The organism is candidate division WOR-3 bacterium (assembly GCA_029858255.1).
Taxonomy (GTDB): Bacteria; Hydrothermota; Tepidihabitantia; order SM23-42; family SM23-42; genus SM23-42.
Genome location: JAOUFJ010000026.1, coordinates 1 through 15,234, shown reverse-complemented (window position 1 = coordinate 15,234; position 15,234 = coordinate 1). Strand labels below are relative to the sequence as shown.

Annotated in this window: 11 protein-coding genes; 6 read left to right on the top strand and 5 right to left on the bottom strand. The window is 42.8% G+C overall.

The window, feature by feature from the left end; translation table 11 throughout:
* Positions 1-6 precede the first annotated feature (6 nt).
* The 3 genes from OEV79_09895 to OEV79_09885 form a co-directional block, all read right to left on the bottom strand.
* A complete protein-coding gene (locus OEV79_09895; GenBank protein ID MDH4211742.1) occupies positions 7-399 on the bottom strand; it encodes a response regulator in 393 nt (130 codons plus the stop codon).
* Positions 396-2,120, bottom strand: coding sequence for a PAS domain-containing protein (locus tag OEV79_09890; GenBank protein MDH4211741.1), 1,725 nt, complete (start codon positions 2,118-2,120; stop codon positions 396-398). The genes OEV79_09895 and OEV79_09890 overlap by 4 nt, the downstream gene beginning before the upstream one ends.
* 334 nt (positions 2,121-2,454) lie before the next feature.
* Positions 2,455-3,846 carry a sigma-54 dependent transcriptional regulator gene (locus tag OEV79_09885; protein MDH4211740.1) on the bottom strand — a complete coding sequence of 464 codons (1,392 nt, stop codon included), beginning with the start codon at positions 3,844-3,846 and terminating at the stop codon, positions 2,455-2,457.
* A 458-nt stretch (positions 3,847-4,304) separates the two neighbouring features.
* On the opposite strand from OEV79_09885, the gene OEV79_09880 reads away from it, so the two are divergent.
* Positions 4,305-5,198 (top strand): DMT family transporter, encoded by an 894-nt coding sequence (locus OEV79_09880; protein ID MDH4211739.1) that lies wholly within the window; start codon positions 4,305-4,307, stop codon positions 5,196-5,198.
* A 454-nt stretch (positions 5,199-5,652) separates the two neighbouring features.
* Here OEV79_09880 and OEV79_09875 read toward each other — a convergent pair whose 3' ends face one another.
* The gene (locus tag OEV79_09875) at positions 5,653-7,905 is read right to left on the bottom strand and encodes a T9SS type A sorting domain-containing protein (GenBank protein ID MDH4211738.1); all 2,253 of its coding nucleotides are present in this window, start codon (positions 7,903-7,905) and stop codon (positions 5,653-5,655) included.
* Between the two features lie 496 nt (positions 7,906-8,401).
* Entirely contained in the window at positions 8,402-8,986 is a 585-nt protein-coding gene (locus tag OEV79_09870) for a hypothetical protein (GenBank protein MDH4211737.1), read from the bottom strand.
* Between the two features lie 994 nt (positions 8,987-9,980).
* Here OEV79_09870 and OEV79_09865 point away from each other — a divergent pair.
* The 5 genes from OEV79_09865 to OEV79_09845 all read left to right on the top strand — a co-directional run bounded on the left by OEV79_09865 (position 9,981) and on the right by OEV79_09845 (position 15,094).
* The gene (locus OEV79_09865; GenBank protein MDH4211736.1) at positions 9,981-11,162 is read left to right on the top strand and encodes a radical SAM protein; all 1,182 of its coding nucleotides are present in this window, start codon (positions 9,981-9,983) and stop codon (positions 11,160-11,162) included.
* Between the two features lie 11 nt (positions 11,163-11,173).
* A complete protein-coding gene (locus OEV79_09860; GenBank protein MDH4211735.1) occupies positions 11,174-11,965 on the top strand; it encodes a VanW family protein in 792 nt (263 codons plus the stop codon).
* 14 nt (positions 11,966-11,979) lie between these two features.
* Positions 11,980-12,984, top strand: a complete 1,005-nt coding sequence (locus tag OEV79_09855; GenBank protein ID MDH4211734.1) for a D-alanine--D-alanine ligase — start codon at positions 11,980-11,982, stop codon at positions 12,982-12,984.
* Positions 12,969-14,243, top strand: a complete 1,275-nt coding sequence (gene larA / locus OEV79_09850; GenBank protein MDH4211733.1) for a nickel-dependent lactate racemase — start codon at positions 12,969-12,971, stop codon at positions 14,241-14,243. Before OEV79_09855 ends, larA begins: the two co-directional genes overlap by 16 nt.
* Positions 14,244-14,920: 677 nt before the next feature.
* Entirely contained in the window at positions 14,921-15,094 is a 174-nt protein-coding gene (locus OEV79_09845; protein MDH4211732.1) for a hypothetical protein, read from the top strand.
* The last annotated feature ends 140 nt before the right edge of the window (positions 15,095-15,234 follow it).

Sequence of the window (15,234 nt, the reverse complement as noted above, 5' to 3'; positions counted from 1 at the left end):
CCAGGTTTAACTCAGTAATTTATTAATACGTTCCAGCAGCACACCGGCCTCAACTGGTTTGTCAATGTAACCGTCAACTGGCAGCCAGGTTTCGTCACCGGCAGCACTTTCAAAATTCATCGGATATTTCTCCTCCACGGCGGTCAACATGAGAACCGGGATATCTTTGGTCTTCAAATTCCGTTTGATTTCTCGGCAAAGGTCAAATCCGGAATGATCGGTTTCCATCATGACGTCCATGATGATTAGATCGGGGTCAATTGTCTTCAATTTTTCAAGACATGCCTCCGCAGACAGGCACGTTTCAACATGATAGCCACTTTTCTCCAAAACGATTTTTGTGGCCTCTACGAAATCAACATCATCGTCCACTATCAGAATTTCTCTCTTAGACTTCACTTGTCACCTCCGTATTCCCAATGTGCATCAACATGTGGGATTCTCAACCTAAATTTCACAAATTCTGTCTGACTAACTCTCCCTGAAAGGTTACTTCTGTCATGCAGCCGAGATTCATCGAATGGGACATGTTTATCTTCGATAATATATCCTGTCTCAATGCTCAACATACCACCATGTATCTCAGCGATCCTTTTTGCGATGTGCAGTCCCATATCCGCATCGCTCATTTCCTTATGCTCGACATCCAAAATGCCGTCCGAAATAGCCTGAAATTTTTCATGTGGGATTGAGACACCTACACCTGACACGACAATATCTAAATCTTCATATGTTTCAGTTGAACACCGAATCTTGGATGTGTTCATTGCATATTTCGCCACACCAGCAATCATATTAGTGAATGCGACCTTCAAGAGTTCGAGGTCACAAAAGACAGGTCGTAACTTTCCAGTAGCAGCGTCGATTGACATTGCCCTCTTGCGAAGAAACGGTATCGTTTCGGATATGACGGGTTCAATTATGTCATGAACAATATCAACTATGCTCTTGTTGCATTGCAGTCTTCCGTTTTCTGCTTGATAGGATAATATGTAATTCCTTATCATGTCTTGCATGAGCTTAAGGTTGCATAATGAACTGGCGAGCATCTCATCCCGCTTTGGTCTCTCAATTGCTGTGGACAAATTCTCATCAGCGAGTGCACTGATGTTCATCATAACTGTACCTAGCGTCGCCTTTGACTCGCGTGCGAAAAACCGCATTACACTATTGAGATGTCTATTGAGGCTGTATATTTCCGTGTTATCTCTAATAATCTCAAGCACACTATTGATTTTGCCATTAGCATCCTTGATCGGCAGCGCAACTACATCACAGTAACGTTCCTTACCTTCATTGTCATAGTTGACATGTAGGACTTTTACGGCCTGCTGCGTTCTGAAGGCTTTCCGGACAGGACATATAGGCTCGTCACAGGGACTGACTGAGCGGTGACTGACCCGGTAGCAGGGTTCCCCAATAACACGGTCTCGGGGGACATCCAGTGCCTTGAGGTAAGCACTGTTGCAGCTGATTATTCTGAGTCTTCTGTCAACAACCGCCACCCCTTCATCCATTGTTTCAAGGATCAGTGTGCTATAATTACATTGGTTCCCAGCTGCCCTAATCCTCATCCATTCATAGATCTGATTCCTGATAAAGTACCACCGGTTCGCAATCCTGCATGCTGGTATGTCGCCTTGCTTGGCTAATTTTGTTAAGGTGTTCCTGCTCAGTTTCAGAATCTTACTGGCTTCGTTGATGTTTAAAATGTCATGTTCGAGTCCGTTCCCTGCATGTGTTTGTTTTACCAGGGTGATCGGCTTTTGACAAATTGACGCTCGTGCTAATGCCTTCTTCAGAACTATTTCAATCTCATGCATATCCAGTGGTTTGATTGCATAGAATAGGATACCTTGTTCCCTTACCTTACCGGCCGTCTCCAATGAATCATCACCAGAAGTCACAATAATAGGAAGCGATCTGTTCAGTCTCTTTATCAAAGGGATCAGCTCAAAACGCCCACCTCCCCAAGCATCAACGGCGAGAATCAAGACGTCAATGAGATCATCTTTGACCATCCTTAACAACGTTTTGGTCTGCTCGACTGCCTCTGCTCTATAGCCCAAGTTTCTCAACTCCTTCAGCAGCAGCCCAACGCATTCACGATCGCTGTCCATGACGGCAATATGTGCATGCCTGCGTAAGGACCTTCGGTCTCCGGTTCGCATATTAGTTGCTAATAGCAAAATATGTGCCGACCCATCACCAAAAAACACACGATATCTAAAACGTTAATTTAGTCCGATTTTTCGACCATTCTCGCCAATATTAGCCTACGCGTCATCGTGCCCCTTGTAGTCAAATTAGTCAGGAAAAGCTAAAATATGCACCTATGTAAAAATATCCTGTGATTTAATAGAATTTTCTTTCAACTGATGCATGTAAATAGTATGCATGAATGAAATGAATATGCAGATTGTAGTAAGGGTAGAATCTAGCGGGTGTTTAAGACTAAGGGCGAATATCGTGTTTTCGCATCATTGCCTGGAAATTCTGCCTTTGCATCCCCACGTCACGAGCAGCCTTGCTTACATTCCACTCATTCCGTCTGAGTGCTTCCGTCAGAAACGCCTTCTCAACGTTCCCGACCGCCTCTACTCTTATGTGCTTTTTCAATTCCTTCAGCTCGGCGGCGGTCCGAGCAGCGGTTATTTTGAAACAGACCCGATTACCGACGATATATATTGGTACGTGTTCCACATCGATAATTTCGCTATCACTCATTATCACCATACGATCGATTATATTTTCCAACTCACGCACATTCCCAGGCCAATGAAATTCAATAAGCATACGCAGCGCTTCAGGGGTGAAACCCTTTATTCGCTTATTACGCCTTTCGTTATACACCTTGAGGAAATGATCTACAAAGAGAGGAATATCTTCCTGCCGCTCCCTCAATGGCGGCAGATGGATCGGGACGATGTTGATCCTGTAGAAGAGGTCCTCCCTAAACATCCCTTTTTTGATCATCATTTCCAGATCCTGATTCGTTGCCGCAACCAGTCGAATATCAACCTTAATATTCTTTACGCCACCGACTTGTCTGAATTCTTTTTCCTGCAGAACCCGCAGCATCTTGGCCTGCATACCAGGGCTCAAGTCTCCGATTTCATCAAGAAAAAACGTCCCCCCACTTGCCACTTCCAAAAGGCCACTCTTTGTGACTATTGCACCTGTAAATGAACCTTTCACATGGCCGAATAATTCACTCTCAAGAAGAGTCTCCGGCAGAGCGCCGCAATCTACGGCAATGAATTTTTCGTCTTTTCTAAGTGAATGTTGATGAATAGCCCGAGCGATTAGTTCCTTCCCTGTCCCGCTCTGCCCGCGTATTAGAATCGTTGAATCAGTCGGTGCGACTTTTTCGATCAGTCTGAAGATTTCCTGCATCGCTTTGCTCTTTCCGATGATATTCTCGAATTTGAATCGCTCCTCCAATTCCCGCCGCAGATATATGTTCTCAGCTGTGATTAGTCTCCTGTCAATAATGTTACGTATGCGAATACGTATCTCATCGGGCGTAAATGGTTTCACGATGTAGTCTGCAGCGCCAGTTTTCATAACAGCAACAGCATTTTCTACGGTAGAATATCCTGTAATTATTATCACATCCGCCCCAGAATTAGATTCCTTAATTCTTTTCAATACTTCGAGCCCGTCGATTTTTGGCATCTTTACGTCCAGAATCACCAAATCCCACTGGTCGCATGCGATGGCCTCAATTGCAGCATATCCATCCTCTACTGCCAGAACATAATGTCCATCTCCTGTCAGCAATTCTGACAGTGATTTCCTTATGTTTTCATCATCATCGGCGATCAATATCCTTGTTTCATGCATAATGCACCTTTCTATCGCACATAACACATAAATAAGAGCAATTCACAAACATAGCACAACTGCCTTTCGTTTCTCCTAGTATTATATTGTACCACCATATTATGTCAATCACCAAACTTGCAGGATAGATGTGAGCAGCGGAGAGCAACACAAGAAGAAGACAGGACATCCATAACATCACGAACAAAACGGTTGCCGCTCTCCTGGAGCGTCAATTTATATTTGTTGACAATTCATGATAAAAACGTATACTACGTGTTGAAATGAATCGCAGTATGATGCATGAGATTAACTACACGACAAATATCGCTCATCGAGCGCACAATACGGTCCGTCTTTATATTGTCGTCGGAACCATCATACCCAGCCGCCTACGCATTGATCAGTTCGCTGACTCAAGATTATCCGTATCCCAAAATACCCGCATAATTAGATACTAGATACCAGAATACATATCAGTGACCAGCTATTTCGGTGAATTCGCAGCCATCGGTACGGCACTCTGCTGGTCTTTTGGTTCGATACTCTTCACCATATCCTCACGACGACTCGGTCATAATACGGTGAACCGTCTGCGACTGGTTGTAGCGTTGATTCTGCTCATGATCGCTCATTTCGTAACGTTTGGAGGGTTCTTTCCGACTGCCGCCAGTCAACACCACTGGTTCTGGTTTGGATTATCCGGGATTATCGGCTTTGCCATTGGTGATATGCTACTGTTCCGGGCATTTGTATTGCTCGGCGCCAGAATAAGCATGCTGTTAATGGCACTCGTCCCGGTTTTCGGAACATTCATTGCATGGTTATTTCTGGACGAGTTGCTCGATTTCACCCAACTCCTTGCCATTACAATTGTGATTGCTGGTATTATATGGGTGGTCGCAGAACGTCGGAACAACGGTCACAAAAAAAATCACTACATCCTCGGCATCATGTGTGGCATTGGTGGCGCGATGGGCCAGGCACTCGGTCTGATCTTATCCAAAAAGGGTCTCGCCGACAATTACTCTGCACTCTCTGGCAACATAATCCGGGTCTTCGTTGCAGCGTGTCTACTCTGGCTGATTACGCTCGTTCGGGGTCGAGTACCACGGACTGTGGTTAAGCTTAACGATAGAAAAGGTGCAACGGCAATGATAGGTGGCGCGTTCTTCGGACCTTTTCTGGGAGTATGGTTGTCGCTCGTGGCAGTCCAGAACACCTACATAGGCATCGCATCGACCCTCATGGCACTGCCGCCGATTCTTCTGATTCCTTTGTCATACTGGATATTCAAAGAAAAGATCAGTACCGGAGCCATACTCGGAACGATCATTGCCGTCATTGGCGTTGCATTGATATTTCTGCTATAATCGCTAATCTCGTTTGGCTCGTTATTCTCGTTTAGTCCGTTATTACTGTTATAACAACATTTTGAATTTGGAGTTGCGAAATTCGAAATTACTAAAAGACGATCGGTTCCGCTAGTATCGTTCTGTTTCTTAGCCTCTTAACTTCTTACCTTCTCAACTTCCGATGTTTTTGACGATACGGGCTTCGAATGCGATTACACTACACTTTGAATTCGCTGAGATTACGGTGTATCAATGCTTTGCGGGAATTTTGCTCTTTCTCGCTATTGAACGTCCCGTCCCGCTTTCGGGACGAGGATACTCGTTTCCTTATTATTGAAAATGCTGATAAAGAGAAACGGTAGAATTCTACCTAATTCCGTGTATTCTATGCTTAAATTGGACCAAAAGTGGACCAAATGAAAAGGGGAGTAATCTAGGTTACTTCCCTTTCACTTACTTATTCCAGCGAATATCACTTTGTCACTACCACTTTTCTGATTAACTCAGAGTCTTCGGTATTCACCTTCACAAAATAAACGCCGGCGCTCATGTTATTCATCGAGACTGTGATTACATTATCAAATTTTGTCAAAGTCACTGTTCTTACTAATTCACCAAGGATGTCATATATCCTGACATTGCGCAGCGGTCCGTAAGCACGAATAGTGAGTGCCGTTTTTGTCGGATTGGGATAGACGGCCAAAGTTAAGTACGAAGTGCTTTGCGATAACTCGTCTATTCCCGTTACCGAGTCGCAAATCACCGAAACACTTGAACTATAGTAATTTGCTACGTAGATCCGATTCTGAACAGGATTCAAAGTAAAGGAAATAGGTTTGTCACCAACTACGAGATTTGTAATTACACTATCGGTTGCACCATTAATCACGGTGACACTACTGTCGGAAAAATTTGCGCAGTACACATTGTTATTGGCGAAATCGTGAACGAATGCACACGGCACGTTGCCAACTGTGATCGTGGCAATCACGCTGTCGATCACGCCATCGATTACTGATACATTGTCGCTTGATTCATTCGCACAATAGACTTTGTTGTTTATGGAATTATGGACCAATGCAACAGGCCAATCACCAACTATCACAGTAGTAATCACGCTATCACCCGCGCCGTCAATCACAGACACATTGTCGCTGTACTGATTAGCGCTATAGACCTTGTTATCTGTTGAATTATAGACTAAGGCATATGGACCACCACCGACTGTGATATTGGTGATGATGTTGTTTGTCGAACCATCAATTATGGTTATAGAATTGCTTCCTTGGTTAGCGCAGTACACCTTGTTGTCTGTGGAGTTATATACTAAGTTGATAGGACTAGTGCCGACGTTCAGGGTGGTAATCACACTGTCGTTCGCTCCATCGATCACGGTCATATTATCACTATATTTATTTACACAGTAGATATTATTGTTTGTATTACGTACTAATGCACAAGGATTTTGACCGACTGTGATTGTGTCAATAACAAGATTGGTGGCTCCGTCGATTACTGTTACATTGTTGCTTCCACCATTTGCACAGTAGATTTTATTGGTGAAGGCATTATAGATAAGTGATTGGGGATAGCGACCGGATGGGATATTTGTAATTACTGTGTTCGTCACGCCATCAATCGCAGTGATAATATCGCTATACTGAGTTGCAGCGTAGACTGTGTTGCTTGTGGAATTGTACGCAAAGACACAAGGACAGCTGCCGACCGCGAGTGTGTTGATGATGCTATTGTTGATTGCATCAATTACGGTCAGGCTACCACCATATCTATTAGCACAATAGATCTCATCATCGGTCGGGTTGTAGGCTAAAGCACAAGGCCAATCACCAACCGCGATAGTAGAAATCACATTGTTAGTTGCTCCGTCGATCACGGTTGTGCTATCGCTGTAGCTATTTATGCAGTAGACCGTGTTGTTGGCTGGATTGTAGACTAAGTCATAAGGATTACTGCCAGTCGTGATGGTGGTAATCACGCCGTTAGTCGCACCGTCAATCACCGTAACATTATTGCTGTATTGATTTGCGCAGTATACTTTGTCGTTGGAGGGATTATAGACTAAGGCTCGAGGACCATCACCGACTGTGACAGTGCTAATAACGTTGTTGGTCACTCCATCGATCACGCTCACATTATCTCCATAGCTATTTGCGCAGTAGATCTTGTTGTTGGTCGGATTGTAAACGAAAGCGCGAGGGCAGCTATCGACATTTATGTTAGTAATGACGCTATTGGTAGCACCGTCGATCACGGTCACGCTGTCGCTATACTGATTTGCGCAGTAGATCTTATTGTTGGCCGGATTGTATCCAAAAGCACAGGGACCATCACCAACCATGATGTTGCTGATCACATTGTTGGTCGTACCGTCGATTACGGTCACAGTATTGCTATACCGATTTGCACAATAGATCTTGTTGTTAGTCAGATTATAGAGTAAAGCATAAGGATTGAATCCGACCGTGATGGTGGTAATCACGGTATTAGTTATTCCATCAATCACGGTTAAATTATCGCCATCACAATTTGCGCAGTAGACTTTATCATCAGTCGAATTGTAGCAGAGAGAAAGAATACCTGGGCCAGCAGGGATTCTAGCGATCTTTTCATTCGTCTCACAGTCAATCGTAATCACGCAGTTGCCTGCTTCACCACCAACATAGATTCTGTTGTTCGGCAGGCTATATGTGAATGCTCTAGGCATTATGACTCCACAGAGGGAATCTGGCACGTAGATCGTTGTTTCAAGCCATTGGGCGGATACGAGCAACGGGAGACACAGAATAATAGAAGTGGATATTAATATGTACTTCTGTTTACTTGTCACGATTTCCTCCCTGTATACGCTTATAAGTTTACTAAAATTCAGTGAAAGTTCTGATTTATTGTAGTTCGATCGTGCTGTGTGTCAAGCACGAAAATCATTAATACAAACTGCGGATTATAAGTCCGTAGATCTTAATTTGAAATCAAGAGAGACGCGGCGGACTACGGATCCGATTCTATGATTTTTCGTAACTTCCGCAATTACGTTCAAAATCGAGCAAATGCAAGCCAGATAATGTTTTCACCCATTCCTACATTCCTATTCCCATTCCTATTCCATTCCTATTCCGTGTTGAGGGTGCCGTTTAGGGCAATAAAATCTTTATGAGTCAATTTAACACACTGCTAGAGGTGACGGCTGAAGCTAGCCTTTTTCATAGAGTAAATGAAATTCCAGCATTGACCAAAATACCACCTGCTTGGAAATCTTTGCCAGCCAAATACTCCTGATGACGAGTAGGAATCATATTCACGTAGGTTGGAATAGATAACCTAGTATACTCATAATCTATTTCAAAAAATGGTTTTATTCGTCTTGTGACACTCAATCTAATACCCAAGCCAGGCTGAAAACCAAGGCGAATATTGTTCAAGAAAAGGTCATAACTGTCATAGTGTAGTGTTACCCCTAATCTACCATATAGAAAAACAAGGGATATCGGAATAACCTTCTCCAAGCCAAAGGTAAACCAATTCCCTCGCACATGCTCATCTCCAAGTGTATCACTAACATCGAACGAGAATCTTTGGAATTTAAAAAATGCTCCGAGATTATTTCTGATGTTCACTACGCTACAATTAACACCATACGTACATACATTGCTTCTGTTGAAATATCTCTGCAAAATCGTATCTGTAGGATGAAATATACCAACATTTAGATCAATGTTCCATTCTACAGTAGCAGATTTTACCACAAATGGTAACAAAAACAGCAGAATTCCTATTGCATTTTTCATCGTAACTCTTACTATTCTTGCTTCGCAGAAAGTATAGCTATGTACATAGTACTGTCAATACAAAGTCCACCTCGTCAGGATGTTATAGACAACAAACAGGCAAAACCATGTCAATTTTCACCCCACCCATTTCCGCCAGGAACCACCCGTTCTCAGTGCCTAAGTGGGGGTTCCTACAACCTGGTTGGACGAACGCAACCTGGTCAAAATGGTGCTGTCTGGTGGATAGTCCAGCAGGGATTCTTAGTCGATTTTTGATAAGAATGGGGTCAGATCCCCGATCTCGCATGCATTTCTTTTTCAATTATGTAACGGGACTTCGCTCCTCTGAAACTCAGCTAAACATTTGACAGAAATCAAGTGCCCCTAAGATTGTTTCGTCGTCCGCCTCTTGTTTTATTCCCTGTAATGATGGCTATTTGTTGACGGCTTAGGGTATTTCAGTATAATTCAATTGGTATCCGTCATCCCGTATCAGTTATCAGTCCAGCGCCTGTAGCTCAACTGGATAGAGCGACGGACTTCCATCTCAGTCTCGAGAGATCGAGACTTCGATATCGAGAGAGAATCCGAATACAGCAATCTTGAAAGATCTTTATATTACGTAATTTGGTGAAAAAAGCACTATTTTGCATTGTCTTGCTATGGCTCGGAAGTGTACCCAATTCCATACATTCTGGGCAAGAAACTGTCCAAGAACTGTCCAAAAAGAAAAGGGGAGTGATTCTGATGAATCACTCCCTGACTTCATTGAAATCGCACAAATACAAGCCAATCACCTCGCACCATTCTGTCCATTCTGAAGGTTCTGTCATTACCATATGTTTTGGTGCCGAGATGGCACAGATTTGGCACAAGGTAGGGGGGTGAGCAAATCTGGCTCTACCAGTTTTACTTTAACATTCTATCACTGTGATGACCAAGGTGTCCCACGTGCGCTAACGTTCGCAACATCTAATTGACTATCCGCGAACTATAGATACAATAGAAGCGGATGGAGAGATTCTGGAAATTCAAGGATTTTGATGACTCACTCTGGACCAATTGGAAGTGGCAACTGCAGAATCGCCTTGATAATGCATCGAACATAAAGGATTATTTCCCAAATATTAATCAAACCGATATTCAAACGTTTGAATGTTATATCAAGAAGTACAGTTTCGCAATTACACCATATACATTATCCTTGGTGGAACTGGATGAAGATTTGAATCCTTTGTTTAATGATCCAATATGGAATCAATTTCGATTCGATCAACACGATGGGGTTCAAGGTACATCATGCTATGATGGCATCCATGAAAACTGGGAAAACCCGGAAGAGCTACCGACAAGGATGCTCCACCATAAATATCCTGATAGAGCAATCTTACGGTTGGTAGATTGCTGCTTTGGCTACTGTAATTACTGCTATTTGACTTCACGGATCATGGACAAGAAGAAAACCAAGAATGTCGCAGGTACGAAAGAAATGTGGAAGAAAACAATACAGTATTTGAGGAATAATCCACAGATCCGCGATATCATAATTAGTGGCGGTGATCCGTTGATGTTTGATAACGAGAACCTTGAAAGGATACTTTTGGATGTATCCTCGATCGATTCAATCCAGTCGATCAGGTTGAACACAAGAGCCTTGACCTTTAATCCATTCCGGTTCGATACAGATCTGGTTGAAATAATAAAAAAATATAATGTGACAGCACTCGAAGTTCATTTTGCTCATCCTAAAGAGCTATCTCCGATCGTTGATGAGAAACTTCGTTTGTTTGATGAAGTAGGCTACCGTCCATTGATCTTATGGAGGAGTCCGCTTATTCGCGGGGTTAATGATACGAAAGAAGTATTACAGGAGCTGCTCCTTAAATTGTACCAACGCAGGATCACTCCATACTATATTTTTCACTATGCACCGTTCACACTTGGTAGATGCAACAGAGGATTGAGTGTCAAACGGGGCGTACATTTGCTATCTGAGATAAGACGAGAAATACCTGGTCCGGCTTTTCCAAAATACACCCTATTCCACATAGAGGGAAAACATGATATTCCCTTGGAACCACATGGTACTGATAATTTCATCTACACAAGAGATGAGAACAATAGACCGATCATCAAATTCAAGAATTGGAAAAATCATTGGGTGACATACCCGGACATTGAAGAGATGAAATAGAAGCAAAGAGCATGAAGTTCAAGAACTTACGTCTCCTCCTGGACGATCTGAACAGTATAGTGAACGGATGGTATACCAGGATCGTCACATCTAAGCAAACGGTGGGAGACATGAGCACATGGTACCTTATTGCTGATTTTCCGACAAAAATCAAGTGGCGTGATGAATTAGGGGAGCTCAATGAAAACAGAATTAGCAATATGGAAAGGAGTTGCGGGATCATCGACGGTATTCTCCTGCACCCCCGGGAGGTCTTTTCAGTGCAAAAAGTGATCGGCGAACCTACAAAGGAAAGAGGTTTTAAGGAAGGTCCGAATATTGTCGGAGGACAGCTGTCATGTTCTGTTGGTGGTGGCTTGTGTCAGATCTCCACGGCGTTGTTCAATGTCGCCTTGCTCGCCAATGTGCAGATACTGCAGAAGCATAATCATAGTGCTGATATATGGGGGGAAAACCGCTTCATAGACCTTGGCAAAGATGCAACATATGTGTATGCACAGAGAGATCTTAAATTCAAGAACGATCATCCAGCTGATATTGCAGTCAGAATGAGCGTAGATAGAAATGATCTCCTTTTGAACTGTCAGATCTATTCTCCCCGAGAGCTTCCATATAAGGTAGAGATCAAACATCGGGTTTTGAAAGAACTAGAGCCTAGATCTGTTGGCAACGCAGGTTTTGATCCGCAAAAGGGTAGGAAGGGTTGGGTGGTGTTGACAGAGAGATTTATCATCAAGAGCAGCGGTGTGAGGAAGCTTACGTTCTCAAAAACTGACACTTACAAACCAATTCTACTCCAGTAAAATATGGAGTAAATGTGAAGGTTAAGACCATCGGTATCGTTCTGGAAGTGAGGGAGGATGCCGACCGTGAGAAAAAAGAGCATCAGACTATCGATCATTTCTATCATTGGCGGGAGCCGCATGAAATAGCAGCAATACAACAGGCCATTGAGAAATTGGGGTTCGCAACGGTTATTATTGGTACACCTGAAGTACTGGTGAATGCCTTGGATAAGTTCAAGCGAAAGATTGATTTCATATTCAACCTATCCGTAGGTTTTATATCAAGATTTCGTATGGCACTTGCACCATCGCTCTATGAACTTGCACGAATACCTTACAGCGGTGCTGACCCGTATACTAAATTCATAAGCCAGAACAAGCATTTTATGAAATCGTTCATGGACAAACTAGAAATCCCGACACCCGCGTGGATATATATACATAACGCTCGTGCCTTGGACCAATGGGATTTTCCGAAGTTCCCTCTGATCGTAAAACCTGCTCACGAAGGGTCATCAATTGGTGTACATGAGAGATCCGTTGTTTCGAATAGAGAGGAATTGTATGAACAATGTAATTACATCCTTCAGAACCTAAAAATGCCGGTAATTGTCGAAGAATTCATTGTTGGAAAGGAATACAAGATAGGATATATTGGCAACGAAGTAAAAAAATTCAAAGGTATTATTGAAGATACACGCGAAGATGGATCGCCCTTAATGGATAGGTTTTACCCTTTTGCTCAAAAAAAGGAAGGTATTTATCAAAAAATAGCACGAGCAATAGATCAACCTGATGTCTTCGAGGTATTGAAGGATTGTGATAAACTTTATGATATCTTGTTACCACTTGATTATGGTGTATTCGATGTCAGGGTGGACCAGACAGGTAAACACTACTTCCTCGAGTTCAATGCAGATGCGACTTTGCATCCTGACCGGGCACTTGCTCAGTGTTGTAGATCGAATGGCGTTGCGTTCAATTCTATGATAGAGAAGATACTGACAAGCGCTCTCCAGCGGTGGGGTTTAGCATAAAAGTCAAATTTGGATTGGTGTATGTGGATGTCGAGGTTGAAAAAAGTTGCCTTCATCGAATACTAATTCCCTCTTATTATTCACCGTTAGCAGATGCCCTTTTTGAATTTAAGCAGAAGATCGAACCCCTGAAGAGCACCATGCGAAACAGGAATATTCGAACACTGGCGGTTATCGTTGAAGATAAAACCAGGAATAATCCCGAATACCCGCAATTCCTCGCAGAGTTGAACAAATTGATTGACCAAAATGGTAGGATTAAGAAGTATCTCGTAATTGCCTATGGCACGCATTCAAAGCATACCACGGCTGAGAATGAGCGGGCATATGGATATAGAAACCTCAGAGATATGGAGACCATCGATCATGACTGTAACGACAATGCACTTCTTCGGGATGTTGGGAAATTATCAACCGGTTCAAGATTGTCCGTCAACAAATACGTGGCAGAAGCAGACTTCATTGTCACGCTCAGTTCAGTTTCTCCTCATGTCTTTGCTGGGTATACTGGAGGCAGAAAGATAATTTTACCCGGTGTAGCTTCATACGCGAATATCAGGGAAAACCACTCGAAAGTGATCTTGGAGAACGTCGGAGTGGGGATACTAAGTAAGAACCCGATCCATGAAGAGATGACAGAAGCAGCGCACCTGCTGAATGTTGATTACAGTATTCAGTTGGTAAGGAATAACAGTGGTGAATTAGCCGGTATCTTTGCGGATGACATTGATACTGCTTTTAACGCAGCATGTGAATTATGCAATGAAATAAATTCTGTAACTATTAACCAATATTCTGATGTGACATATGTAAGCTGTGGCGGTTATCCAAGTGATGCGAATCTTTACAGTGCACAAAGAGCAATAACAACGGCTGCATCTATTACTCGACCCGGAGGCATTGTCGTGGTATTCGGCGAATTCCCACAGGGTATGGGAAATGAAGTCTATGAAAGATCATTGCATAAATCCCTGCCCGATCTGCTTAATCTACAACAAAACGAGATCGATATCGGCGTACACAGCGCGTTCTTAACTGCGAAGAACTTCTCGCGGTGTACAATAATCCTATATACGAATAATGCCGGCACGTCATCAGAATTCATTAACGTGCACAGCATGTATGACCTTCAACGAATCAAACAGTTTATTAACGACCGCTGTGGATTGGAACATATGGCGTACTTTATTCCCAATGGATCAAATATAATATGTAAATTGAAAGAGGGATCTAAGCGGTCTGTAAAAAGGGGAAAGTGAGTTCTGTCCATTCCCTTCTGTCAAGTTCCAGGTGAAATGGGAAAAAAAGCTCATTTTTTAGTAGAGACATCCTAAGGTTGCTCCCCTGTCTTTTTTGCCCCATTTAATATAACTTTCTACGTTCTAAAGTCAAGCACTTGTCCTCTGTTCTTCGCAAGAATTTCCTCCGCTTTCATACCTTTCGAAATACCGATAGAAATCAAGCAGACGCAAGCCAGACAATGCTTTCACCCATTCTGACCGTTTTGGGATTTTCTGTCTATTACCGTTTGTTTTGGTAAATGCACCACACAAATACCGCACAGAGATAGGGATCGGCGGTTTTGATGACTGCCGATCCCTGGTAGTTGATTAGAACTAGTGCTATTGTTATTTCTTCAATATAATTGGCGTGTGAAATCACTATTAAATATAGACACAGCATCAATTTCGGGAACCACTTTCTCCAACCCGATTACTGTCTTATATGATTTTAGGCCTATATATTTCCCACGTACCCATATCACGTCACCTTCGACTAGAGCAATCTTTGAATCTATCCACATAATGCTCTCCGTTACAAATCCCCGTCTCGCATCTTTTTCTAATATCGTACATGCGTTTGTAAGAAAATAATACCCACCTACTCGTGTTCCCAGTTGACATATTCGACCGCACACCAACACCATTTTCCCTTTATGAATGCTTTCATTTCGTGTGAGAACATCTGGATTTGCGATAACATTACAACCATCCCTCAGGGCAGCGAATCTGGCAATTCTTTCTTGTTCTACTTGTCTAATCCTTTTTTCTGCCTCAATTTTCTTAAGATCTTCCTCTTTCTGTTCTTGCTTCCTTTTCTCTTGTTCTGAAACCGCCCTGGCAATTTCGATCTCGATTTCATTTAGCTTTAGGTAGGAATGGGGTCACCTATGAAAAAATTGCGTTCCCCTGATTAGGTTTTACTATACTTGGTAGTTAGTTATTTGTCAATATTGACCTCCGGTTAGTT